At 69.7% G+C, this 23,811-nt stretch carries 19 protein-coding genes, 1 tRNA gene and 1 pseudogene; 3 read left to right on the top strand and 18 right to left on the bottom strand.

Translation table 11 applies throughout. The features are described from left to right. Positions 1–2: 2 nt before the first annotated feature. The 16 genes and pseudogenes from ABH936_RS05590 to hisI form a co-directional block, all read right to left on the bottom strand. Complete coding sequence (locus ABH936_RS05590; RefSeq protein ID WP_006943731.1) at positions 3–602, bottom strand: ANTAR domain-containing response regulator; 600 nt, start codon at positions 600–602, stop codon at positions 3–5. Positions 603–612: 10 nt separating this feature from the next. Further along, positions 613–1,425 carry a shikimate 5-dehydrogenase gene (locus ABH936_RS05585; protein ID WP_259877956.1) on the bottom strand — a complete coding sequence of 271 codons (813 nt, stop codon included), beginning with the start codon at positions 1,423–1,425 and terminating at the stop codon, positions 613–615. Between the two features lie 70 nt (positions 1,426–1,495). Then, positions 1,496–1,576, bottom strand: a tRNA-Leu gene (locus ABH936_RS05580). Positions 1,577–1,662: 86 nt separating this feature from the next. Further along, positions 1,663–3,138, bottom strand: a complete 1,476-nt coding sequence (pyk, locus tag ABH936_RS05575; protein WP_259877957.1) for a pyruvate kinase — start codon at positions 3,136–3,138, stop codon at positions 1,663–1,665. Between the two features lie 170 nt (positions 3,139–3,308). Continuing rightward, on the bottom strand, positions 3,309–4,766 hold the full coding sequence (locus ABH936_RS05570) for a glutamate synthase subunit beta (protein WP_259877958.1): 1,458 nt from the start codon (positions 4,764–4,766) through the stop codon (positions 3,309–3,311). Position 4,767: 1 nt separating this feature from the next. Then, the gene (gene gltB, locus ABH936_RS05565) at positions 4,768–9,303 is read right to left on the bottom strand and encodes a glutamate synthase large subunit (protein ID WP_404602789.1); all 4,536 of its coding nucleotides are present in this window, start codon (positions 9,301–9,303) and stop codon (positions 4,768–4,770) included. A gap of 168 nt (positions 9,304–9,471) precedes the next feature. Next, positions 9,472–10,371, bottom strand: coding sequence for a prolipoprotein diacylglyceryl transferase (gene lgt, locus ABH936_RS05560; RefSeq protein WP_006943814.1), 900 nt, complete (start codon positions 10,369–10,371; stop codon positions 9,472–9,474). Beyond that, positions 10,371–11,123, bottom strand: coding sequence for a thioredoxin domain-containing protein (locus tag ABH936_RS05555; protein WP_006943804.1), 753 nt, complete (start codon positions 11,121–11,123; stop codon positions 10,371–10,373). Before ABH936_RS05555 ends, lgt begins: the two co-directional genes overlap by 1 nt. A 48-nt stretch (positions 11,124–11,171) precedes the next feature. Next, the gene (locus ABH936_RS05550) at positions 11,172–11,663 is read right to left on the bottom strand and encodes a MauE/DoxX family redox-associated membrane protein (RefSeq protein ID WP_006943796.1); all 492 of its coding nucleotides are present in this window, start codon (positions 11,661–11,663) and stop codon (positions 11,172–11,174) included. An 8-nt stretch (positions 11,664–11,671) separates the two neighbouring features. Then, entirely contained in the window at positions 11,672–12,472 is an 801-nt protein-coding gene (gene trpA, locus ABH936_RS05545; protein ID WP_259877959.1) for a tryptophan synthase subunit alpha, read from the bottom strand. Next, a complete protein-coding gene (gene trpB, locus ABH936_RS05540; RefSeq protein ID WP_259877960.1) occupies positions 12,469–13,746 on the bottom strand; it encodes a tryptophan synthase subunit beta in 1,278 nt (425 codons plus the stop codon). The genes trpA and trpB overlap by 4 nt, the downstream gene beginning before the upstream one ends. Beyond that, positions 13,743–14,579, bottom strand: coding sequence for an indole-3-glycerol phosphate synthase TrpC (trpC, locus tag ABH936_RS05535; protein ID WP_259877961.1), 837 nt, complete (start codon positions 14,577–14,579; stop codon positions 13,743–13,745). Before trpC ends, trpB begins: the two co-directional genes overlap by 4 nt. A 91-nt stretch (positions 14,580–14,670) precedes the next feature. After that, entirely contained in the window at positions 14,671–14,913 is a 243-nt protein-coding gene (locus ABH936_RS05530) for an HGxxPAAW family protein (protein ID WP_074039567.1), read from the bottom strand. A gap of 2 nt (positions 14,914–14,915) precedes the next feature. Continuing rightward, positions 14,916–15,596, bottom strand: a complete 681-nt coding sequence (locus ABH936_RS05525; RefSeq protein ID WP_006943802.1) for a Trp biosynthesis-associated membrane protein — start codon at positions 15,594–15,596, stop codon at positions 14,916–14,918. Beyond that, a complete protein-coding gene (locus ABH936_RS05520) occupies positions 15,593–17,152 on the bottom strand; it encodes an anthranilate synthase component I (RefSeq protein WP_404602788.1) in 1,560 nt (519 codons plus the stop codon). The genes ABH936_RS05525 and ABH936_RS05520 overlap by 4 nt, the downstream gene beginning before the upstream one ends. A 161-nt stretch (positions 17,153–17,313) precedes the next feature. Next, positions 17,314–17,667: pseudogene (gene hisI, locus ABH936_RS05515) on the bottom strand (phosphoribosyl-AMP cyclohydrolase); the annotation flags it as partial. A gap of 157 nt (positions 17,668–17,824) precedes the next feature. On the opposite strand from hisI, the gene ABH936_RS05510 reads away from it, so the two are divergent. The 3 genes from ABH936_RS05510 (at position 17,825) to ABH936_RS05500 (ending at position 19,799) form a co-directional block, all read left to right on the top strand. Then, on the top strand, positions 17,825–18,706 hold the full coding sequence (locus ABH936_RS05510; RefSeq protein ID WP_404602787.1) for a hypothetical protein: 882 nt from the start codon (positions 17,825–17,827) through the stop codon (positions 18,704–18,706). After that, complete coding sequence (locus tag ABH936_RS05505; protein ID WP_281710954.1) at positions 18,703–19,074, top strand: GntR family transcriptional regulator; 372 nt, start codon at positions 18,703–18,705, stop codon at positions 19,072–19,074. Before ABH936_RS05510 ends, ABH936_RS05505 begins: the two co-directional genes overlap by 4 nt. Positions 19,075–19,373: 299 nt before the next feature. Beyond that, positions 19,374–19,799, top strand: a complete 426-nt coding sequence (locus tag ABH936_RS05500; protein WP_404602786.1) for a helix-turn-helix transcriptional regulator — start codon at positions 19,374–19,376, stop codon at positions 19,797–19,799. Positions 19,800–19,879: 80 nt separating this feature from the next. On the opposite strand, the gene ABH936_RS05495 is transcribed toward ABH936_RS05500, so the two are convergent. Together ABH936_RS05495 and ABH936_RS05490 are read right to left on the bottom strand one after the other, a co-directional pair. Continuing rightward, on the bottom strand, positions 19,880–21,700 hold the full coding sequence (locus ABH936_RS05495) for an ABC transporter ATP-binding protein (RefSeq protein ID WP_038568475.1): 1,821 nt from the start codon (positions 21,698–21,700) through the stop codon (positions 19,880–19,882). Next, positions 21,697–23,778 carry an ABC transporter ATP-binding protein gene (locus ABH936_RS05490; RefSeq protein ID WP_081873671.1) on the bottom strand — a complete coding sequence of 694 codons (2,082 nt, stop codon included), beginning with the start codon at positions 23,776–23,778 and terminating at the stop codon, positions 21,697–21,699. Before ABH936_RS05490 ends, ABH936_RS05495 begins: the two co-directional genes overlap by 4 nt. Positions 23,779–23,811: the final 33 nt, after the last annotated feature.

Raw genomic sequence — 23,811 nt, 5'->3', positions numbered from 1 at the left:
CGTCAGGCGTCGCCGAACTCGGCGATGACGCCGTCGCAGACCTGCTGCATCGACAGACGACGATCCATCGCGGTCTTCTGGATCCAGCGGAACGCCGCGGGTTCGTCGAGGCCGAGCTTGGTGGTGAGGATGCCCTTCGCCCGGTCGAGTTGTTTGCGCGTCTCGAGCTTGGCGTTGATCGCCGCGAGTTCGTCACGCAGGGCGCGCATCTCGCGCCATCGGCGGGTCGCGACGGTGAGCGCCGGGCCGAGGTCGTTCCAGGTGAACGGTTTGACGACGTAGGCCATGACGCCCGCGTCGCTCGCGCGTTCGACGAGGTGGCGGTCGCTGAACGCCGTCAGGAGGACGACGGGGGTGAGGCCGTCGGCGCCGATCTCCTCGGCGGCGCTGATGCCATCCTTGCGGGGCATCTTGACGTCGAGCAGCGCGAGGTCGGGTCGGTGCTCGGCGATCGCAGCCACGGCCGCTTCCCCGTCGCTGACGGCGGCGACGACGTCGTAGCCGCCCGCATCGAGCATCTCGACGAGGTCGAGGCGGATGAGAGATTCGTCCTCCGCCACGACGACGCGCAGGCGCTGGTCTTGGTCGCTCGTCTCACTCACGGCGAAAATCCTACGCGTCCTGGCGCGAGAACTCGGACGCGGTACGGATCTGCTCGTCGCTGGGGCGTACGCCGGTGTAGAGGACGAACTGCTCGGCGGCCTGCAGCGCGATGACCTCGGCGCCGGTGATGACGTTCTTGCCCCGCTCCCGCGCGGCGACGACGAGCGGCGTGTCGCTCGGGCTCGCGACGACGTCGAAGATCCACGTCGCGGCGTCGATCTCGTCGGTGGTGAAGCTCAACCGCCCCACGCCCTCACCACCGGCCATGCCGAGGGGCGTGACGTTGACAAGGACGTCGGTGCCTTCCGGCACATCGCGCGAGTGCTCCCAGCCGTATTGCGCGGCGAGCTTCTCCCCCGCCTCGACGTTGCGCGCGACGATCGTTCCGCGCGTGAAGCCGGTGTCGCGGCACGCGGCGACGACCGCCTTGCCCATGCCGCCCGAGCCGCGCACGGCGATGCGCAGGTCGGTCGGCACGCCGTGGGTCTGCAGCAGCGACGCGACGGCGACGTAATCGGTGTTGTAGCCGGTGAGGACGCCGTCGTCGTTGACGATCGTGTTGACGGAGTCGATGGCCTTCGACGATTCGTCGAGCGCGTCGAGCATCGGGATGACCTGCTCCTTGAACGGCATGCTCACTGCCGCGCCCCGGATCGGCAGCCCCCTGATGCCGGCGACGGCCTGCGCGAGATCAACCGGCGAGAACGCCTTGTAGACGAAGTCGAGCCCCAGCTCGTCATAGAGCCGGTTGTGGAAGCGCGTGCCGATGTTGCTCGGGCGCCCCGACATCGAGATGCACAGCTGCGTGTCCTTGGAGAGCATGCGCGCCAGCCTAGCGCCGCCGCCGCGGAACGACGAAGGGCTCGACCTCGACGGTCGAGCCCTGTGCGCGTGCCGACGGGGGGATTCGAACCCCCACGCCTTGCGGCAAAGCATTTTGAGTGCTCCGTGTCTGCCATTCCACCACGTCGGCTGGTGCCCGCTCACCTTACCCGAACGCGCGCTGCCCCCGCGCACCGGGCGCGGGGGCAGCAGCGCCGATCAAGGACTGAGGCAGTATCAGTTCTGCGCGGCGGCGCTACGGGCCTTCTCGTGGTCCTCGTAGGCCGGCGCGACGCGGTTCTTCGCGTCGCCGATCTTGTGCACGCGCAGCGCGTTCGTCGAACCGGGGATGCCGGGAGGCGAACCGGCGGCGATGACGACGAGGTCACCCTCGATGCAGCGACCGTCGCCGAGGAAGATCTCGTCGACCTGCATCGACATCTCGTCCGTGTGCTTGACCTTCGGGCTGCACTCCGTCTGCACGCCCCACACGAGCGCGAGCTGCGAACGCACCGTCTCCGACGGCGTGAACGCGACGATCGGCAGGCGCGGACGCAGACGCGACATGCGCTGCGCCGAGTCGCCCGTCGTCGTGAAGTTGACCAGATGCGTGCACCTGAGCGTCTCCCCCACCTCGACGGCGGCCTTCGTCACGACGCCGCCCTTCGTGTGCGGCTGGATGCCGAGGTCGGGCACGCGCTCGAGGCCGTGCTCCTCCGTCGAGGAGATGATGCGCGCCATCGTCTTGACCGTCTCGATCGGCCACGCACCGACCGACGTCTCCCCCGACAGCATGACGGCGTCCGCGCCGTCGAGCACCGCGTTGGCGCAGTCGGAGGCCTCGGCGCGCGTCGGGCGCGGATTCTCGATCATCGACTCGAGCACCTGCGTCGCGACGATGACGGGCTTCGCCGCGCGGCGCGCGAGCTCGATGGCACGCTTCTGCACGATCGGCACGTCCTCGAGCGGCAGTTCCACGCCGAGGTCACCGCGCGCGACCATGATGCCGTCGAACGCCTCGATGATCTCGATGAGGTTCTCGACCGCCTGCGGCTTCTCGATCTTCGCGATGACGGGGCGACGGATGCCCACCTCGTCCATGATCTCGTGGCAGCGCGTGATGTCGGCGGCGTCGCGCACGAACGACAGCGCGATGAGGTCGGCGCCGGCCTTCAACGCCCAGCGCAGGTCAGCCTCGTCCTTCTCGCTGAGCGCGGGCACGCTCACCGCGACACCGGGCAGGTTGATGCCCTTGTTGTTCGAGACGCGGCCCGGCACGACCACCTCGGTCACGACGTCCGTGGCCGTCACCTCGACCGCGCGCAGCGCGACCTTGCCGTCGTCGACGAGCAGCATGTCGCCGACGTTGACGTCGCCCGGCAGGCCCTTGTACGTCGTGCCGACGCTCTCGGAGTCACCGTCGACGTCCTCGGTCGTGATGGTGAAGCGGTCGCCCTTCGCGAGGTCGACCGGGCCCGCGGAAAAACGAGCGGTGCGGATCTTCGGGCCCTGCAGGTCGGCGAGGACGCCGACGGCGCGACCCGTCGCCGCAGCGGCGGCGCGGACGTGGTCGTACCGGGTCTGGTGCTCCTCGTACGAACCGTGGGAGAGGTTGAAGCGGGCGACGTCGAGGCCGGCCTCGACGAGCTCACGCGTCCGTTCGGCAGAGTCGGTAGCAGGGCCAAGGGTGGCAACAATTTTCGCGCGACGCATGCTGCCAACCCTATCGCCCGCGCGAGCGTTCCCTCAGTCGACCATCTCGCCCGGTGAGACCCCCGTCACCGTACTCGCGGGTAGGCCCGCGACGACGCGGAAACCCCCGCCCCCACGAGGGCGGCAGGGGCTTCCACGACGCGCGATCAGGCGTCAACACATGCGGACGATCACACCGTCAGCGGACGATCCGTCGGCTTGATCGGCGCGGGCAACGTCGAGTCACCCATGAGCCACATGTCGACGCCGCGCGCCGCGCTGCGGCCCTCGGCGATCGCCCACACGATGAGCGACTGGCCGCGCCCACAGTCACCGGCGACGAACACGCCGGGCACGCTCGACATGTAGTTCGCGTCGCGCTGCACGTTGCTGCGCTCGTCGGTGTCGACGCCGAGCTGCTCGAGCAGACCCTCGCCCTGCGGGCCGAGGAAGCCCATCGCGAGCAGCACGAGCTGCGCCGGGATGACTCGCTCCGAGCCTTCGACCTCCTCGAACTTGCCGTCGACGAACTTCACCTCGACGATCTTCAGACCGCTGACGTTGCCGTCGTCGTCCGCGAGGATCTCCTTCGTCGAGGCGGAGTAGACGCGCTCGCCACCCTCCTCGTGCGCCGAGGCGACGCGGAAGATCATCGGGTACGTCGGCCACGGCTGGTTGGCCGGACGCTCCTCGCCGGGCTGCGGCATGATCTCGAGGCTCGTCACCGACTTCGCGCCCTGACGCAGCGCCGTACCGATGCAGTCGGCTCCGGTGTCGCCACCACCGATGACGACGACGTCCTTGCCGGTCGCGAGGATCTGACCCTCGACCTCGCCGCCGAGCGCGACGCGGTTGGCCTGGGGCAGGTACTCCATCGCCTGGTACGTGCCCGTGTGCTCACGCCCCGGCACCGGCAGGTCGCGACGCACCGTCGCGCCCATCGCGAGGACGACGGCGTCGTAGCGCGAGCGCAGCTGCTCCGCCGTCAGCGTCACGCCGATCTCGGTGTTGCAGCGGAAACGGGTGCCCTCGGCCTTCATCTGCTCGATGCGACGATCGAGGATGCCCTTCTCCATCTTGAACTCGGGGATGCCGTAGCGCATCAGGCCACCGGGGGCGTCGTCGCGCTCGAACACGGCGACGGTGTGCCCGGCGCGCGTCAGCTGCTGCGCGGCGGCGAGGCCCGCGGGCCCCGAACCGACGACGGCGACCGTCTTGCCCGTCAGGCGCGTCGGCACCTGCGGCCTGACGTAACCACGCTCGAAGCCCTCCTCGACGACCGTCTTCTCGACCTGCTTGATCGTGACGGCGGGCTGGCTGATGCCGAGCACGCACGCCGTCTCGCAGGGCGCGGGGCACAGGCGTCCGGTGAACTCGGGGAAGTTGTTCGTGGCGTGGAGGCGCTCGATGGCCTCCTCCCACTCACCCTTCCACGACAGGTCGTTCCACTCGGGGATGAGGTTGCCGAGGGGGCAGCCCGCGTGACAGAACGGGATGCCGCAGTCCATGCATCGGCCGGCCTGACGCTGCAGGGTGCCGAGCTGCTGCTCCTCATACACCTCCTTCCAGTCGCGGATGCGAACGGGAACGGGGCGACGTTCGGGCAGCTCGCGCTCCCGGGTCTTGAGGAATCCGCGGGGGTCAGCCACGTCAACTCACCTCCATGATCTTGTCCCACACCTGGGCGCTGTCGGGGTCGACGCCCATGCCTTCGGCGTCCTTGCGGATGCTCAGCACGCGCTGGTACTCACGCGGCGTGACGAGCGAGAAACGGACGAGGCTCGCAGGCCAGTCGTTCAGCAACGACTCGGCGACGGACGAACCCGTCTCGGCGGCGTGCTTCGTCAGCAGCTCCTTGACGACGTCCTCGTCCTCGGCGCGCAGGCCGGTGACCTCGACGAGCTCGCGGTTGACGAGGTCGGCGTCGAGATCGAGGACGTACGCCTCACCGCCCGACATGCCGGCCGCGAAGTTGCGTCCGGTCGCGCCGAGGATGAGCACGCGACCACCGGTCATGTACTCGCAGCCGTGATCGCCCACGCCCTCGACGACGGCCGTCGCTCCCGAGTTGCGGACGCAGAAGCGTTCGCCGACCTTGCCGCGCAGGAAGATCTCACCGCTGGTCGCGCCATAACCGATGACGTTGCCCGCGATGGCGTTCTCCTCGGCGACGAGGGCCGTCTCGGTATCGGGACGGATGATGATGCGCCCACCCGACAGGCCCTTGCCGACGTAGTCGTTGCCCTCGCCGACGAGCCGCAGCGTCAGGCCCTTCGGGATGAAGGCGCCGAAGCTCTGCCCGCCCGCACCGCGCAGCGTGATGTCGACGAAGTCGTCGTGGAGCAATTCATCGAGGTAGCGCTTGGTCAACTCGTGGCCGAGCATCGTGCCGACGGTGCGGTTGACGTTCGACACCTTCGTCTCGAACGCGACCGGCGTCTTGTGCTCGATGGCGTCCTTCGCCTTCGCGATGAGTTCGTTGTCGAGCGCAGCGTCGAGGTGGTGATCCTGACCCTGGGTGTTGAACAGCTCACCGCCGAACGGCATCTCCGCCTTCGCGAAGATCGGCGCGAGGTCGAGACCACTGGCCTTCCAGTGCTCGACGGCCTCGTCGGTGTCGAGCGCCTCGACGTGCCCGACGGCCTCCTCGATCGAACGGAAACCGAGCTCGGCGAGGATCTCGCGCACCTCCTCGGCGATGTACTCGAAGAACGTCTCGACGAACTCCGGCTTGCCGCTGAAACGCTCGCGCAGCTCCGGGTTCTGCGTCGCGATGCCGACCGGGCAGGTGTCGAGGTGACACACGCGCATCATGATGCAGCCGCTGACGACGAGGGGCGCGGTTGCGAAACCGAACTCCTCCGCGCCGAGCAGCGCGGCGATGACGACGTCACGGCCCGTCTTGAGCTGGCCGTCGGTCTGCACGACGATGCGGTCGCGCAGGCCGTTGAGCAGCAGCGTCTGCTGCGCTTCGGCGAGGCCGAGCTCCCACGGCCCACCGGCGTGCTTGAGCGACGTCAGCGGGGAGGCTCCCGTGCCGCCGTCGTGGCCGGAGATGAGCACGACGTCCGCGTGGGCCTTCGAGACACCGGCGGCGACGGTGCCGACGCCGACCTCGGAGACGAGCTTGACGTGGATGCGCGCGCTCGGGTTCGCGTTCTTCAGGTCGTGGATGAGCTGCGCGAGATCCTCGATCGAGTAGATGTCGTGGTGCGGCGGCGGCGAGATGAGACCCACGCCGGGCGTCGCGTGACGCGTGCGCGCCACCCACGGGTACACCTTCGGCCCGGGCAGCTGACCGCCCTCGCCGGGCTTCGCGCCCTGCGCCATCTTGATCTGGATGTCGTCGGCCTCCGTGAGGTACAGCGACGTCACGCCGAAGCGACCCGAGGCGACCTGCTTGATCGCCGAACGACGCTTCGGGTCGAGCAGGCGATCGACGTCCTCGCCGCCCTCTCCGGTGTTCGACTTCGCGCCGAGACGGTTCATCGCGATCGCGAGCGTCTCGTGTGCCTCCTTCGAGATCGAGCCGTACGACATCGCACCCGTCGAGAAGCGCTTGACGATGGCGCTCGCCGGCTCCACCTCGTCGATCGAGATCGACGGACGGTCGGAGGCGAACTTGAACAGCCCGCGCAGCGTCATGAGCTCTGCCGACTGGTCGTCGACGGCCTGCGTGTACTGCTTGAAGATGTCGTAACGACGCGCGCGCGTCGAGTGCTGGAGGCGGAACACCGTCGTCGGGTTGAACAGGTGCGGTGCACCCTCGCGGCGCCACTTGTACTCGCCACCGACCTCGAGCTCGCGGTGCGCGGGGCCCTGGCCGTCGCTCGGGTAGGCCTTCGCGTGACGCGCCGCGACCTCGGCCGCGATGACGTCGAGACCGATGCCGCCGAGACGCGACGTCGTCGCGGTGAAGTACTCGTCGACGACCCCCTGGCTGAGGCCGAGCGCCTCGAACACCTGCGCGCCGCGGTAGGAGGCGACGGTCGAGATGCCCATCTTCGACATGACCTTGAGCAGGCCCTTGCCGAGCGCCTTGATGAGGTTCTTGACGGCCTGCTCGGGCGTCGTGTCACCGAGCGCACCCTCATGGGCGAGCTGCTCGACGGACTCCATCGCGAGGTACGGGTTGACGAGCGCCGCGCCGTAGCCGACGAGCAGCGCGACGTGGTGGACCTCGCGCACATCGCCGGCCTCGACGACGAGCCCGACCTGCAGACGCGTCTTCTGACGGATGAGGTGGTGGTGCACCGCCGCCGTCAGCAGCAGCGACGGGATCGGCGCGAACTCGGCGTTCGAGTCACGATCGGACAGGACGACGAAGCGGTGACCGTCGGCGATCGCCTGGTCGACCTCGGCGAAGATGCCCTGCAGGCGCGCCTTGAGCGCGCTCGCACCACCGTCGACGCGGTACGTGCCGCGGATGACGTACGCCGCGAAGCCGGCGCGGTCGCCGTCGGCGTTGATGTGGACGATCTTCGCGAGCTCGTCGTTGTCGATGACGGGGAAGCCGAACTCGACCTGCTTGACGTGCTCGGGGCCGTCGGTGAGCAGGTTGCCCTCCGGACCCATCGTCGTGCCGAGGCTCGTGACGAGCTCCTCGCGGATCGCGTCGAGCGGCGGGTTCGTCACCTGCGCGAACAGCTGCGTGAAGTAGTCGAACAGCAGGCGCGGACGCGAGCTGAGGACGGCGACGGGCGTGTCGGTGCCCATCGAACCGAGCGCCTCGGCGCCCGTCGACGCCATCGGCGTCAGCAGGATCTTCAGCTCCTCGTTCGTGTAGCCGAACGTCTGCTGACGGCGCGTGACCGAGCTGAGCGAGTGGGTGATGTGCTCACGATCCGGCAGGTCGCCGACCTTGACGATGCCCGAGTCGAGCCACTCCTGATACGGCTTCGCCGTGGCGAGTTCGCCCTTGATCTCCTCGTCCGGGATGATGCGCCCGGCCTCGGTGTCGATGAGGAACATCTTGCCCGGCTGCAGGCGCCCACGCTCGACGACGTCCTCCGGCGCGAGGCCGAGCACACCCGCCTCGGAGGCGAGGACGACGAGGCCGTCCTTCGTCACCGAGTAACGCCCGGGACGCAGGCCGTTGCGGTCGAGGACGGCGCCGATGAGCGAACCGTCGGTGAACGTCACGCACGCGGGGCCGTCCCACGGCTCCATGAACGCGGCGTGGTACTCGTAGAACGCGCGACGCGCCGGGTCCATCGTCGCGTGGTTCTCCCACGCCTCGGGGATCATCATGAGCACCGAGTGCGGCAGGCTGCGACCCGACAGGTGCAGCAGTTCGAGGGCCTCGTCGAACGTCGCCGAGTCGGACGCGTTCGGGGTGCAGATCGGCAGCAGGCGAGACAGGTCGCCGGGGATGATGTCGCTGCGCAACTGCGACTCGCGTGCGCTCATCCAGTTGCGGTTGCCGCGCACCGTGTTGATCTCACCGTTGTGCGCGATGAAGCGGAACGGGTGCGCGAGCGGCCAGCTCGGGAACGTGTTCGTCGAGAACCGGCTGTGCACGAGGGCCAGCGCCGTCTCGAACCGCTCGTCCGACAGGTCGGGGTAGAACTGCTCGAGCTGCGCCGTCGTCAGCATGCCCTTGTGGACCATGGTGCGCGCCGACAGCGACGCGAAGTAGACGTCGAGCTCGTTCTCGGCGCGCTTGCGCGCACAGAACGCGAGACGGTCGAGTTCGAGGCCCGAGGCGTCGCCGTCCTTCGCCGCGACGAACACCTCGCGGAAGACCGGCATCGTGCCGCGCGCCGACTCACCGACGACGTCGGGGTTGACGGGGACGTCACGCCAGCCGAGGACGACGAGGCCTTCCTCGTCGGCGATGCGGTCGAAGCCCTCGCCGACGTGCCACTGGCCGTCGGCGTCCTGCGGCAGGAACGCGATGCCGACGGCGTAGGAGCCCTTCGCGGGCAGCTCGAAGTCGACGACCTCGCGCAGGAACGCGTCGGGGATCTGCGTGAGGATGCCGGCGCCGTCGCCGACGAGCGGGTCGGCGCCCGTGGCACCGCGGTGGTCGAGGTTGGTCAGGGCCAGCAGCGCCGCGTCGACGATGTCGTGGCCGGCGTGGCCCCGCATCGTCGCGACGAGCGCGACACCACAGGCGTCATGCTCGAACGTGGGGTCGTACAACCCCTGGGCAGCGGGCTGGGCGGAGAAAGCATGAGCAGACATGACTCACCGTCCTGTTCGTCGTCGGGACGCCCGAGCGCAGGGCGCACGAGGCATCGGGTCGGGTCGAAACCACCGCGGGACGGCATTGGCCTGCGGGTTTTATGCATTCTATCGAATGTTCATGCGCGCTCACCACGTGGACGAGCGCGTCTCAGCTGACGATACAGCTCAGGAGGCCTCGTCGGCCGTGGTGTCCGCATCGTGTGCACCGTGGGCATCCGGCTCGAGCTGGTGCGCCGCCCGTGGGTCGGCGGACGCACGCCGGCGCGCGATGAAGATCGCGAGGCCGAGCAGGAAGACGATGCCGCACACCCACACGTTGACGCGCACACCGAGGATGCGGTTCGCGAAGTCGCTGCGCATCAACTCGACGACGATGCGGCCTAGCGGGTACAGCATGACGTACAGCGCGAACGCCTGCCCCTGGCGCAGCCGCCCCGAATCCGACAGGCGCCAGATGACGAGGGCGATGAGCATGCACCAGATCGCCTCGTAGAGGAACGTCGGGTGGAACGTGCCGAGGACGACGGGGGCACCGGTCGAGTCGACGACCGAACGCCCCTTGTTCATGTCCCACTGGTGGATCTCGAGGGCCCACGGCACGTTCGTCGCGCGACCGTACAACTCGTTGTTGAAATAGTTGCCGAACCGGCCGATCGCCTGCGCGAGCGGCAGCGCGGGGGCGACGCAGTCGGCGAGCACCGGGAACGGGACGCCCGCCTTGCGCGCGCCCAACCAGGCGCCGACGGCGCCCAGGACGACGGCGCCCCAGATGCCGAGGCCGCCCTCCCACACCTTGAACGCGTCGAGCGGGTGCCCGCCCTCGCCGAAGTACGGTTGCGGCGTCGTGATGACGTGGTACAGCCGCCCCCCGACGATGCCGAACGGCACGATCCACAGGGCGACGTCGACGGCCGCGTCACGCGAGTAGCCGCGCCCTTCGAGGCGCCGCCCGGTGATCATCGTCGCGATGACGACGCCCGCCAGGATGCAGATCGCATACGCCCGAAGGGGCACCGGGCCCAGCCACAGCACCCCTTCGGTCGGTGAAGGAATCTCCGTCAGCATCAGAACTTGGCCAGCACCTTGTCGATCGTGGTGGGCGTCGAGTTCTCGATGTTCATCATGCCGGCCATGTCGGCGTTGTCGACGTCCTTGCCGTTGATCTTGACGACCGGCGTGGAGTTGACCCCGGCCTTGTTGGTCTCGGACTCGGTCTTCTTGACGTACGCCGAGTACCGGTTGTCGTTGACGCACTTCTCATAGGACGAGCCCTTGACGCCCACCTCCTTCGCGAGCTTGATGAGCGTCTCGTTCGTGTAGCCGACGCCCTCCTTGGGCTGGTTCTCGAACACCTTCGTCGTGAAGTCGGAGAACTTTCCGGCGGTGGCGGTGCAGAACGCGGCGTTCGCGGCTCGGGCAGAGCTGTCGCCGGGCAGGTTCTCATCGAGGAAGGTCTTGACGTGGTACGTCAGCTTGACGTCACCGGCCTTCGCCATGTCCAGGAGCTTGGCTCCCTGGGCCTGCTCGAACTGCTTGCAGTACGGGCACTGGTAGTCGAAGTAGACGTCGACCTTCTTCGCGTCGGCCTTGGCCTTGTCGGCGAACACCGGCATGCCCTGGCCGTTGGCGAGTGCACCCGTCGGGGTGTCACCGGCAGCGACAGGGGTGTCGGTGTCATCGCTCTTGTTGAGCGAGAGGAAGGCGACGGCCGCGATCGCGAGGACGGCCACGAGGCCGACGATCGCGGCGATCAAGCCCTTGCTGGGGCCCTGCTTGGGCGCCACGGATTGCAGCTTGGTGGAAGCATCAGGTCGCATGGGTGAAGCCTTTCACAGATGGCGGGGGCGTTGAGTCACGAAGATCGTTCAGCCCCACAGCGCCCCGTCGGCGCTGAAGCGGCTGCGCGGGCGCCAGGCGAGCAGCCCGGCGAGGATGAGAAAGACGATGTCGCGGCCGATCTCCTGCGGATACTTCGTCTGGCTCGCGGCAACCGCCCCGCCCTCGGAGAAGCACCCACAGTCGATCGAGATGCCGCGCGCCCACGCCGAGGCGATGCCCGCGATGAAGATGACGAGCAGCAGCGCGGAGATGATCGCCGCGAAGCGGGTGAACAGGCCGACGAGCAGGATGACGCCGAGCGCCACCTCCGCCAGCGGCAGGATCGTGCCGATGACGTTCGCGACGTCGTAGGAGAACAGGTCGTATGCGCGCACCGAGCGGCGCGAGGCGTCGAGGTGCGTGAGCTTCGGCAGGCCTGCATAGAGGAAGACGCCGGCGAGCACGAGGCGCAGCACGAGGGCGATCCACGGCCAGCGGTTCGAGCGCTCGGCGGTGGGCTTGGTCGTGCTCGTGTCCATGCTGGTGCTCAACGTCGTACTCCGTCGCTCAGTTCCTTCGTGGCCTCGGCGAGGGCCGCCAGGCCGCGTTCGGGGTCGGTGTCGAGCAGCGTCTTGACGAGCGCGGAACCGACGATGACACCGTCGGCGTATCGGCCGATCTCGCGCGCCTGTTCCGCCGTCGAGACGCCGAGGCCGACGCAGACGGGCAGGTCGGTGGCGGCCTTCGTCCGCTCGACGAGACCCTTCGCGGCGTCGCCGACGCTCGTGCGCGCACCCGTGACGCCCATGACGGACGCCGCGTAGACGAAGCCCGAGCAGTTCGCCGTCGTCGCCGCGACGCGGGCGGGCGTCGAACTGGGCGCGACGAGGAAGATCTTCGCGAGGCCGAGCTCGTCGGCGACGGCGATCCACTCGTCGGCCTCGTCGGGCACGAGGTCGGGGGTGATGAGGCCGGCTCCCCCGGCGGCCTTCAACTCCTCCGCGAAACGGCGGATGCCGTAGCGCAGCACCGGGTTCCAGTACGTCATGACGACGGCCGCGCCACCGGCGTCGGTGACGGCCCGCACGACGCGGAAGACGTCCGCGGTGTGCACACCGCCCGCGAGAGCCTGCGTCGCGGCGGTCTGGATGACGGGGCCGTCCATGAGCGGATCGGTGTACGGCAGGCCGACCTCGACGATGTCGCAACCGTTCTCGACCATGACCTGCGCGGCGCGGATCGAATCCGCGATGCTCGGGAAGCCCGCGGGAAGGTAGCCGACGAGGGCGGCGCGGCCTTCGTCACGGGTGGCGGCGAAGACCGCGTCCAGCGGGATGGGGGTGCTCACAGCTTCGTCTCCTCGTCCTCGCCGCTGACGACGCTCTCGTCTTCATCGATGAGCCCGAACCAGCGGGCGGCGGTGTGCACGTCCTTGTCGCCGCGCCCGGAGAGGCTGACGAGGATCAGCCCGTCCTCGCCCAGCTCGGCGCCGACCTTCATCGCGCCCGCGAGGGCGTGCGCCGACTCGATGGCCGGCAGGATGCCCTCGGTCTGCGACAGCAGCCGGAACGCCTCCATCGCCTCGACGTCGGTGATCGGGTGGTACTCGGCGCGACCGATGTCCTTGAGGTAGCTGTGCTCCGGACCGACGCTCGGGTAGTCGAGGCCCGCGGAGACCGAGTGCGTCTCGATCGTCTGGCCCTCCTCGTCCTGGATGACGTAGGTGTACGCACCGTGCAGGACGCCCGGCGTGCCCTGGCCGCTGAAGCGCGACGCGTGCTTGCCGCTCGCGATGCCCTCGCCGCCGCCCTCGAGGCCGACGAGGCGAACGCCGTCGTCACCGATGAAGCGGTGGAAGATGCCCATCGCGTTCGAGCCGCCGCCGACGCAGGCGCAGACTGCGTCGGGCAGGCGCCCGGCCTCGGCGAGGATCTGCTCGCGGGCCTCCTCACCGATGAGCTTGTGGAAGTCGCGCACCATCTCGGGGAACGGGTAGGGGCCCGTCACCGTGCCGAGCACGTAGTGCGTCGTGTCGACGTTGGCGACCCAGTCGCGGAACGCCTCGTTGACGGCGTCCTTGAGCGTCTGGCTGCCGTGCTCGACGGGCACGACGCTTGCGCCGAGCAGCTGCATGCGTGCGACGTTGAGGGCCTGACGCTCGGTGTCGACCTTGCCCATGTAGACGACGCACTGGAGGCCCATGAGCGCCGCGGCCGTCGCAGTGGCGACACCGTGCTGGCCGGCCCCCGTCTCCGCGATGACGCGCGTCTTGCCCATGCGCTTGGCCAGCAGCGCCTGGCCGAGGACGTTGTTGATCTTGTGCGAGCCGGTGTGGTTGAGATCCTCGCGCTTGAGGAAGACGCGCGCGCCGCCGCAGTGCTCGGCGAAGCGCTTGACCTCGGTGATCGGGCTCGGACGGCCCGTGTATGTGCGGTGCAGTTCGGCGAGTTCGTGGCGAAACTCATCGTCCACCATCGCCTTCTGGCGTTGCTCGTCGAGCTCTTCGAGCGCGGCGACGAGGGCCTCGGGGACGTAGCGTCCGCCGTAGTCGCCGAAGCGCCCGAGGCCGTGCGGCGCGAGACCGTCGTGGCGCGGTTCGCCGAGCGGGGTGGGGTCGGTCATGCGGGCGTCCCTTCGACGGCTGACGCGTTCGTGGCGTCCGCGCACGCGGTGATGATGTCGGCAAGCCCCTGCTGGGGGTCGCCGTTCTTGACGAGTGCCTCGCCGATGAGCAGCGCCTGTGCGCCCTCGCGGGCGTAGCGGGCGGCATCGGCGGGCCCGGAGATGCCCGACTCGGCGACCTTGACGACGTGCGCCGACAGCGTCGCGGCGATCGGGCCGAACACCTCGGGGTGGACGTCGAGCGTCTTGAGGTTGCGGGCGTTGACGCCGAGCAGCTGCGCTTCGACGGCGAGTGCCCGTTCCGTCTCGGCGGCGTCGTGAACCTCGACGAGCGCCGTCATCCCGAGTTCGCGCGTGAGAGCCGCGAAGTCGCGCAGCTGCGCGTCGTCGAGGGCGGCGACGATGAGGAGGACGAGGTCGGCGCCATGGGCGCGGGCCTCGAAGAACTGGTACGGCTCGACCATGAAGTCCTTGCGCAGCACCGGGATGTCGACGGCGGCGCGCACGGCGTCGAGATCGGCGAGCGACCCGCCGAACCGGCGCTGCTCGGTGAGCACCGAGATCGCGGTCGCTCCCCCGTCGGCGTACTGCGCGGCGAGCGCGGCCGGATCGGGGATCTGCGCGAGCGCGCCCTTGCTCGGGCTGGATCGCTTCACCTCGGAGATGACGGCAATGCGCCGCGCGTCGCGGGCGGCGTGGAACGCGGCGAGCGCGTCGCGTGCGGGCGGTGCGGCGTCGGCGTCACGCGTGACGTCGGCGAGGCTGCGCGCGCGCACGCGCTCGGCGAGGTCGTCTCGCACCCCGGCGATGATCGAGTCGAGAACAGTGGTCACGGTCGAATCCAATCAGCGTGACAGGGCACGGCGCCGCCGGTTCCAGCGTGTGGTCACGGCGCGCGCCGGGCCCGTCAGGCCGCGGCGCGGATCAGGCGGGCTTGCGCTCGGAGTCCATCGAGCCGTGCGCGGCAGCGCTGCGGCGGTTCGCCTTGCCCATGAGCCACCCGACGACGCCGCCGACGACGACGAGGACCGCGCCGATGATGTCGAGCAGTTCGTTGCCGAAGTACACGCCGAACGCGATGAGGAGCGAACCGACCATGCAGATGCCGACGCCCGTCCAGGCGGCGGGGCTGTGGCCGTGGTCGAGGTACGGGCTGTCTCCGGACATCGTCATTTCTCCTTGGAGCCGTGCTGCGCAGCCGACGTCTCCGTCACGCGCGTTGATGAACTGTTCTGGATCATTGTGTCAGGCCCGTCCGGCTCGTGCGAGCCGGGGGCGGTCTCGGTGTCCGTCGGGTCGATGCCGCGGTTCATGAGATCCCAGTCGCTCTCGTGCGTGGTCGGCGCCTTGGTCTCCGTCGGCGCGTCGTAGCGGCTCGACAGCCCCGCCCAGCGGCGCACGCCGAGCAGCGCCAGCAGGGACGCGGCGACGCTGAGCAGGCCGGCGAACACCGCGGCCCAGAACCATGGCGTGAACGTGCCGCGCGCGACGGCCTCACCGTTGTGGCCGGTGACGGACGTCATCCGAGTCTTGACCGCCGAGGCCGGGTCGCCCAGCGTCAGCAGCGTAACGACGAGCAGCGCGACCGAGGCGATGAGCGAGACGAGCGCGGCGGGCCAACGCGCGATGCGGCCGGCCGTCGCGGCGGCAAGGACGCCGGCCACGGCGACGAGGGCGATGCCGAAGTAGCCGGGCACCGCCTGGTTGCCCGTGACGTCGACCTTGCTGCTCGCGATGACGCCATCGTTGAGGGAGCCGTTGATCCACGTGCGCCCCGAGACGATCGCGGCGAGGACGGCCGCGATGAGGCTGAGCAGGATGACGCTGCGTTTCGTCGTGAAGGTGCTCATGCGATTCCCGTCATGCCGTCGGCGGTCGCGACGGCGCGCAACGCCGCGGCGGCCTTGTTGATCGTCTCCTGGTATTCGCTCTCCGGCACCGAGTCGGCGACGACGCCGGCGCCCGCCTGGACGTGCGCGACACCGTCCTTGAGCACGGCGGTGCGGATGGCGATGGCGGCGTCGGCGTCGCCCGCGAGGTCGAAGTAGCCGATGACGCCGCCGTAGATGCCCCGACGGGTGCCCTCGCGCGATTCGATGATCTGCATCGCGCGTGGTTTCGGCGCGCCCGAGAGGGTGCCCGCGGGAAACGTCGCCTCGAGCACATCGTAGGCGGTGACGTCGTCGCGGCGTGCGCCGATGACGGTCGACTCGAGGTGGATGACGTGGCTGTAGTTGCGGATGTTCATGAACTCGACCGTCTCGACGGTGCCCGCGCGACAGACGCGCTGCAGGTCGTTGCGCGACAGGTCGACGAGCATGAGGTGCTCGCTGCGCTCCTTGGGGTCGGCCAGCAGGTCGTCGGCGAGCTCCTGATCGTGTTCCGGGGTCTTGCCGCGCGGGCGCGAACCGGCGATCGGGTGCGTGATGACGCGTTCTCCTGTCACCTTGACGAGCGCCTCCGGCGAGCTGCCGACGACGTCGTACGCGCCGCCGTCAGGGTGCGGCAGGCGGAGCAGATACATGTAGGGGCTGGGGTTGCTCGCGCGCAGGGCGCGGTAGACATCGAGCGCGTCGGCGTGCGTGTCGACGCTGAATCGCTGGCTGACGACGATCTGGAAAGCCTCGCCCGCGCGGATGTCCTCCTTGCACGACTCGACCATGTCGTGGAACTGCTCGCGCGTGTGGCTGCTGCGCACGTCCTGGGCGCGCTCGTGCGGGATCGCCACCGTCGAAGCTGCCGGTTCGGCGAGGCGGGTCTGAATCGCGTCGAGGCGGGCGACGGCGTCGTCGTACGCGGCGCGCGCGCCGGATTCAAGGCCGTCGAAGTTGACGGCATTGGCGACGAGCAGGAGCGAGCCGTCCTGATGGTCCATGACGGCGAGATCCGTGGCGAGCAACATCGTGACTTCGGGGATCGCGAGAACGTCGTCGGCGTGGTCGCCGATCTTCTCCCAGCGACGCACCGCGTCGTAGCCGATCGCGCCGACGAAACCGCTCGTCAGCGGCGGCAGGCCGGCGATGCGTTCGGTGTGAAGTGCCTGCAGGGACGCGCGTAGGGCATCGACCGCCAGGCCTGTCGTCGGCAGCCCCGTCGGCACGTCGCCGAGCCAGACGACGTCGCCGTCACGCTCGGTGAGCGTCGCACGGCTCGCGGCGCCGATGAACGAGTAGCGCGACCACACGCCGCCGTGCTCCGCCGATTCCAGCAGGAACGTGCCCGGCTCGTCGCGCGCCAGCTTGCGGTAGATGCCGATGGGTGTCTCCGCGTCGGCGAGCAGCTTGCGCACGACGGGGATGACGCGACGCCCACCCGCGAGGTGCTCGAACAACTCGACGCTTGGCCACGTCGCGCCCCAGGTCAGGTCGGCGGCGAGGCTCGTATCCGGCTCGGCTGCGGCAGTCATGCGTTGCTCCTGGGGGTGGGCGTGGTGGCGGGTACGTCTGCGGCGACGGTTGGGGTTGACGTTGTCGTGGCTGCGTCCGCAGCGTCGGTTCCGGTGGGCGCCGTGGTAGCTGCGTCAGCGTCGGTTCCGGTGGACACGGTCGCGCCATCACTGCAGACGGCGGCGTCGAGGTCGGTGAAGAAGCAGCTGCGTTCGCCGGTGTGGCATGCGGCGCCGACCTGGTCGACGCGGACGAGCAACGCGTCGCCGTCGCAGTCGAGGGCGACGCTGCGCACGTACTGCGCGTGGCCCGACGTGTCGCCCTTGCGCCAATACTCGCCGCGGCTGCGCGACCAGAACGTCACGCGCCCCTCGCTCAGCGTGCGGCGCAGCGCCTCGTCGTCCATCCAGCCGAGCATGAGCACGTCACCGTTCGTGTCGTCCTGGATGATCGCGGCGACGAGACCCGCTTCGTCGCGCTTGAGGCGCTGCGCGACGTCGGGGCTGAGCGCGGATGAAGGCTCGGGGGAAGACATGCGGGCCATTGTGCCAAGCGGCCCGGACAACCCGTCGGGGTGTCTCGCGCTGGTCGATGGCGTGGGGCTCCAACCGTCCTTCTTGTGTCGAGTTGTTGACACAAAAAGGTTCAAGGCGCATCATCTTTGTATCACTCACTTGAAACAAGGAGTTTCTGTGCCCGTCCTCCTGCCCGCTGCGCTCATCGCCGTCATCGCGGTTGTCAGCCTCGCCGTCACGTCCCGTCGCGCCGACGCGGACGCCACGCCCGCCGAGCAGCGGGCTCGCCTCCATCTGCGCCGCTCCCGCCGAGTAGCGCTGCTGGCCGGTGGACTGACCGCGGTCGTGACGATCCTCTCCATCGGCTCGTTCGGTCAGGGGTGGCTCGTCGCGCCCAGTCTCGGCGCGGCGTTGGCCGCGCTGGTCGTCCTCGTCGGTGAGCGCACCGCGCCGACCGAGGCCGGCGCGCGCCGCACGGCGAGCTTGGAGACGCGTTCACCCTCACGCGTCGTCCGGCCGGTCACGTGGCTCCTCCTGGGCGCCGGCTTCGCCGCGCTCGCCGGTTTGGTCACGTGGAGTTCGGTCGTTGCGTCGAGTGACGATCAGGGCCGGGCGGGTAGGGCCGTGGAGTGGATGACCACTGATGGGAGTCAGAGCCACACGCCATGGCCGGGTTCGTTCTACGCCTGGCCACTGAGTGCTTCGCTCGTGGTGATGCTTGCTTGCATCGGCGGGGCTCTCGTCGCCGCGGCCCGGCGGGTGCAGGCCAATGCGGACGCGCGGAGCGCCCTCGATGACGCCGCGCTGCGACGCGAATCGGTGGCCTTCGTGATGCGCGCCGCGCTGCTGGCACTCGCCGTGACGCTGGCGGGCGTCAGCCTCGTCATCGGCTGTGCGACGGCCGTGCTCGCGGCCGGGTCCCCGATGTGGGCCTCGGCCATGCACTGGGTCGCACGTGGCGCGCTGCTCGTCGCCCTCGCGACAGCACTCGGGGCGATCCGTCCGGTGGCGGTCAAGAATGTCGGCGAGGATGGCGCCATGGAGGAGTCGGGGCGATGACGGCCGTCACCGTGGATGGCAGCGATCCGACGCCGCCGTTCGAGCAGATCCGGCGGCAACTCGCCGCGCTCGTGCGATCCGGCGCGCTGGAGGCCGGCGCCCGCCTGCCGACGGTTCGCCAGCTCGCGAGTGACCTCGAGGTCGCGCCGGGCACGGTGGCCCGTGCATACAAGGAACTTGAGGCCGCCGGCTATGTCGAGACGCGACGCGCGGCAGGTACGCGGGTGCGGGCCTTGCCGCCTGCACGTTCGGGCTCGGTCTCAGTTGCAGATCTGGCTGACGCTTACGTGAGCGCGGCAAGGCAACGCGGCGCGGCGGACGCGGATATCCTCGCAGCAGTGTCGATCATCCTGCACTCCGGGACCTGAATGTTCCGGTGCCATGAAATGGGACGGCGTTAGGGCCGGGACTGACTGCTTCGCCAGGTCGGGGTTGAGCGGCAGCGCGCCGGCAGCGCGGACCCGGACACATCAGGGTTCAGTAAGCATCGCGCCGCCAGAACGCCGACTACGTCAGGTCGCGGTTGGATATAGGCAGCGCACCGAGAGCACGGACCACGCCACGTCTGCGTTGGGCGGCAGCGCGCACCCAGAGCACAGACCACTTCACATCGCGGTTTGACGGGCAGCCGGGGCCGCAAGGCCCGAGGATCGTCACGGCCCTGCTCGTGCTCGAGGGGGCGGGTCTCGAAGGAGACACCTCCGGGGCGACGGACGCCACAGTCGTGCCCGCCAAGCTCGAACGCCTGCTGCCGAAGTCGCTGCGTCGACGAGCCGTCGCGACCGCGACGGCGACCCACGTGCTGACGAGTGGGCTCGAGCCTGTCGACGCGCGCCTGCACGGTCTGCTCGTCGACACAGCCGCCCACCGTGGCATCGTGTACTTCAGCCATTCCGACGGCGACGGCCGTGTCTGCGATCGACAGGTGCAACCGCTCATCTGCTTCATCCGCGAGGGCCGCTCGTACCTCCTCGGCCATGACCTGCACCGTCGCGGCTGGCGCGTTTTCCGCCTCGACCGGATCACCTCCGCCACGGCAGACCCCGCCGTCACCGGCCGGTCACCGCTCACCTTCCCCGAAGAGTCCGAGTAGCGACCTGCCTCCGTGTGAGTTACCCGCCATCGGGCGCCCGGCGCTCGGGCCACTCGGGACAGATCGCCATGGCCCAGACGTCAATGCGCGTGCGACGCCACCCAGCCGGCGTGCAGGCGCGCATAGGGCCCGTCGGCGGCGACGAGCGCCGTGTGCGGGCCTCGCTGCACGAGGCGCCCTGCGTCCATGACCCACACCTCGTCGGCACTCTCGGCGCTCGCGAGGCGGTGCGCGATGACGACGCTCGTGCGGCCGGTCATCAACTGATCGAGCGCTCGACCCACGGCGACGTCCGTCGTGGGATCGACGCTGGAGGTCGCCTCGTCGAGCACGAGCACGTCGGGGCCCGCGACGTACGTGCGCGCGAGCGCCACGAGCTGCCGCTCCCCCGCACTCAACCGCCCGCCGCGAGCGCCGACCTGCGTCAGCACCCCGGCGGGCTGCCCCGCCAACCACGCGCCGCAGCCGATGGCGTCGAACGCGGCGGCGACGTCGTCATTCGACAGGTCGGGGCGCGCGAAGCGCACGTTGTCGGCGATCGTGCCGTCGAACAAGAACCCTTCCTGCGGCAGGTACGCGACGGACGCGCGTAGCGACGCGTCGTCGAGGTCGCGCAGATCGACGCCTCCGAGACGCACGACACCGTCGGACGGATCGACGAGTCGTGTCAGCAACTTCGCGAGCGTGCTCTTGCCCGAACCGGTCTCACCGACGACGGCGACACGACGACCTGCGGCCACCGACGCCGTCAGCCCGACGATCGCGGGCTTGTCGCCCGCGCGATACGCGAACGTCACGTCATCGAACTCGACCCCGACGGGCCCGCGCGGCAACGTCACCGCCTCGGTGGGCGGCTCGACCTCGAGTGGCGTGTCGAGCACCTCGATGATGCGACGCCACCCGGCGAGCGCGTTCTGCAGGTCGTTGAGCACCTCCGTCGCCGTCTGCACCGGCTGCGTGAACAGGTTCGTCAGGAACACGAACGCCGTGATCTCACCGACGCTCATCCGACCGTGCGCCCCCTGCCACGCGCCGACGGCGAGCACGAGGACGAGCGCGAGCCCCGAAATGCCCTGCCCCGACACGAACGCGCCGACGGCGCGGATCTGCGCGCTGATGGCCGCACGACGCTGACGTTCGATCGTCTCGTCCATGCGCGCCTGCGTGCGCTCCTGCACCCCGAACAACCGCACCGTCGCGGCGCCCGCGACCGACTCCGAGACCGCACTGAGCATGTCCGCGACGCGCTCACGCACGACGCCGTACGCGCGCCCGACGACGCGCTGGAAGTGCCGCAGCAGGAACACGAGCGGCACGAACGTCGCCCACACGACGGCCGTCAGCAGCGGCGAGTACCACAGCATCAGGGCCGTCGCGACGAGCAACTGCCCGATCGAGACGATGAGCATCATGCCGCCGCGCTGCACGAACATCGAGATCTGGTCGACGTCACTCGTCACGCGCGACACCATCGAACCGCGCCGCGACGCGTTGAGCGTCAACGTCGACAGCGCGTGCACGTGCGCGAACGCCTTGACGCGCAACGTCGCGAGACCCGCCTCCGACGCCTTGAACAGCCGCACGTTCATCACGTACGAGCACATCCCGGCGACGACGACGCCGACCACCGCGAGCGCACACGTCCAGCGCACGACACCGAGGTCGATGCCGCCCGGCGCGAGGATGCCGTCATCGATCGCGCGCTGGATCGTCATGGGGACGATGACGTTGCTCGTCGTCGCGACGAGCGCGAGCAGCAGCGTCCACCCGAGCCCACGCGTCATCTCGGGTGCGAGCTGCAGGCCGCGCCGCAGGGTGCCGCGATCACTGACGACGGGAGTCGCGCCTGCCGCCTGCGCCGTGGCGGCTGTCTCCGTGGCGGTTGTCGAGCGCCGCTTCATCGCGCCTCGTCTTCCTCGCGGGCGGCATCGACGACCGACGATTCGGGTGCCGCGGTCACGGCTCCCAGCGCGCCGCGTTCGTCCGCGTCACCCGATTCGTGGAACACCCCCGTCTGCCCCGCGATCCCCTGCCCCGCGGGCGCCTCGTCCGACCCCTCATGAGGCGGAGCCGATGTCGCCCCGCCCGATGCGCCGCGGTCTGAGTCGCCATGGCCCTCGCCCTCAGACTCGTCCCCGGACGCTGAAGAGTCCTGCGTCTCGTACGCCGTGAGAAGCAGCGCATAAGCCGGCTGCGTCGCCATGATTTCTTCGTGCGTGCCTTGAGCGACGACGCGCCCGGCGTCGAGGAACGCGACCTCGTCGGCGAGCAGGATGCTCGAGCGGCGGTGCGCGATGATGACGCTCGTGCAGCCGTCCGTCGCCTCCGCGAGGGACGTGAGGATCTGCCCTTCGACCGCGGGGTCGATGGCACTCGTCGCATCGTCGAGCACGACGAGCCCGGGGCGTCCCGCGAGCACGCGCGCGAGCGCCACGCGCTGACGCTGACCGCCAGAGAGCCGCGATCCGCGCTCGCCGAGCGACGTGTCCTCCCCCTCCGGCAGCGCCGCAACGAACCCCTTGGCGTGCGCGACACCGAGCGCCTCATCAATAGCCCCCGCATCCACACCGGCGCGCCCCAGCGCGACGTTCTCACGCGTCGACTCGTTGAACACGAACGCCTCCTGCGTCGCGAGCGCCACCCGCTCCTCGCGTGCCACGGCATGCGCGGCGGGCACGCCGTCATAGAGCACACTGCCCGAATCGGGCGTCGTCAATCCCGCGATGACCTGAGCGAGCGTCGTCTTGCCGGCACCCGTCGCCCCGACGACGGCAAGGGATCCCCCCGCGGGCACGCGCAGCGTCACGTCGGTCAACGCTGCGCGCCGCTCCTGAAGGCCCTCGGCCACGTCGGAACCGTCCTCCGACCCGCCCTCAGCATCAGCCCCCGCCGCCGGCCGCGCGTCGTGACGGAACGTCACGTGCTCGACGTCGACTGCGATCGGCCCACCGGGTAGCACAAGCGTGCGGGCGGGCACCACTGTTGAGCCCGCCTCGTCGAGGATCGGCTTGACGCGCTTCCACCCGATCGCGACCTGCGGCAGGCTGAACAGGATCCAGCCGAACGCACGCACCGGCCATGCGAGCAGGTTGAACAGGTACGCCACCTCGACGACGTCCGCCGCCGTGATCGCGCCTGACGCGACCCGCTCGGCGCCGACGAGGACCACGAGCAGCGAACCGATCGTCGGCAGCGCGTTCGTCATCGGGTCGAAGATGCCCTCGGTGCGTCCGAGCCTGACGTTGGCGTCGCGCAGCTCGCCCGCGGCGTCACCGAACCGGGACACCTCCGCGTCCGCTCGCCCGAGCGCCTTGACGACGAGTGCGCCGTCGAAGCTCTCGTCCGCGACGGCGCTGACGCGCGCTCGCGCGGCCTGCGACGCCTCCACGCGGGCGCGCATGACGACCTGGAACCAGTAGTTGATGACGATGAGCAGCGGGAACACGACGAGCGCGACGACGCCGAGCCACACGTCGACGAGGAAGATCGAGACGAACCCGAACGCCAGCATGACGGCGACGCCGAGCGCCATCGGCAGCGGCTGGAAGATGTTCCAGATCGCCTCGACGTCCGAGTTCGCGTGCGACAGCAGCTGGCCCGACGGGTGCGCGAGGTGCCAGCGCATGGGCAGTAGCTGGTAGGCGCGCGTCACCTGCCGCCGCGTCGAGGCGATGAGGTTGTTGTACGCCACGCCCGCTGCTATGCGGCGCAGGATGACGGCGGCCGCGTTGAGCGCGACGACGCCGCCGAGCTGCCACACGATCTGCCAGACCATCGCACCGTCGAGGTGACGATCGCGCACCGCCGGCGTGACGACGTCCGCGACGAGGTGGCCGATGACGCGGGCGGTGAGGACGGTGAGGATGCCGTATGCCGTCGCGCCGATGACGGCGGGCGCGAACGCTCGCCACTGCTCGCGGGCGCCGGCGGCGGCCACGCGCACAGGTGAGGCGTCAGGGGCCAGGTCGGCTGAGGTCACGTGGGGTTCCTTTGCTCGCGCATTCGCGCAGGT

The sequence above is a fragment of the Dermacoccus sp. GAS27A genome (assembly GCF_044909235.1).
Lineage (GTDB): Bacteria > Actinomycetota > Actinomycetes > Actinomycetales > Dermatophilaceae > Dermacoccus > Dermacoccus nishinomiyaensis.
Note: the sequence above shows the minus strand (reverse complement) of the source record. Positions and strands in the feature narration are given on the sequence as shown.

Coding starts and splice junctions, on each gene's coding strand:
- trpB (WP_259877960.1), bottom strand. CDS start 13,746: ATGACCGACCCCACCCCGCTCGGCGAACCGCGCCACGACGGTCTCGCG.
- ABH936_RS05550 (WP_006943796.1), bottom strand. CDS start 11,663: ATGGACACGAGCACGACCAAGCCCACCGCCGAGCGCTCGAACCGCTGG.
- ABH936_RS05505 (WP_281710954.1), top strand. CDS start 18,703: ATGACGGCCGTCACCGTGGATGGCAGCGATCCGACGCCGCCGTTCGAG.
- lgt (WP_006943814.1), bottom strand. CDS start 10,371: ATGCTGACGGAGATTCCTTCACCGACCGAAGGGGTGCTGTGGCTGGGC.
- ABH936_RS05520 (WP_404602788.1), bottom strand. CDS start 17,152: ATGACTGCCGCAGCCGAGCCGGATACGAGCCTCGCCGCCGACCTGACC.
- ABH936_RS05495 (WP_038568475.1), bottom strand. CDS start 21,700: ATGAAGCGGCGCTCGACAACCGCCACGGAGACAGCCGCCACGGCGCAG.
- ABH936_RS05530 (WP_074039567.1), bottom strand. CDS start 14,913: ATGTCCGGAGACAGCCCGTACCTCGACCACGGCCACAGCCCCGCCGCC.
- ABH936_RS05555 (WP_006943804.1), bottom strand. CDS start 11,123: ATGCGACCTGATGCTTCCACCAAGCTGCAATCCGTGGCGCCCAAGCAG.
- ABH936_RS05525 (WP_006943802.1), bottom strand. CDS start 15,596: ATGAGCACCTTCACGACGAAACGCAGCGTCATCCTGCTCAGCCTCATC.
- gltB (WP_404602789.1), bottom strand. CDS start 9,303: ATGTCTGCTCATGCTTTCTCCGCCCAGCCCGCTGCCCAGGGGTTGTAC.
- ABH936_RS05585 (WP_259877956.1), bottom strand. CDS start 1,425: ATGCTCTCCAAGGACACGCAGCTGTGCATCTCGATGTCGGGGCGCCCG.
- pyk (WP_259877957.1), bottom strand. CDS start 3,138: ATGCGTCGCGCGAAAATTGTTGCCACCCTTGGCCCTGCTACCGACTCT.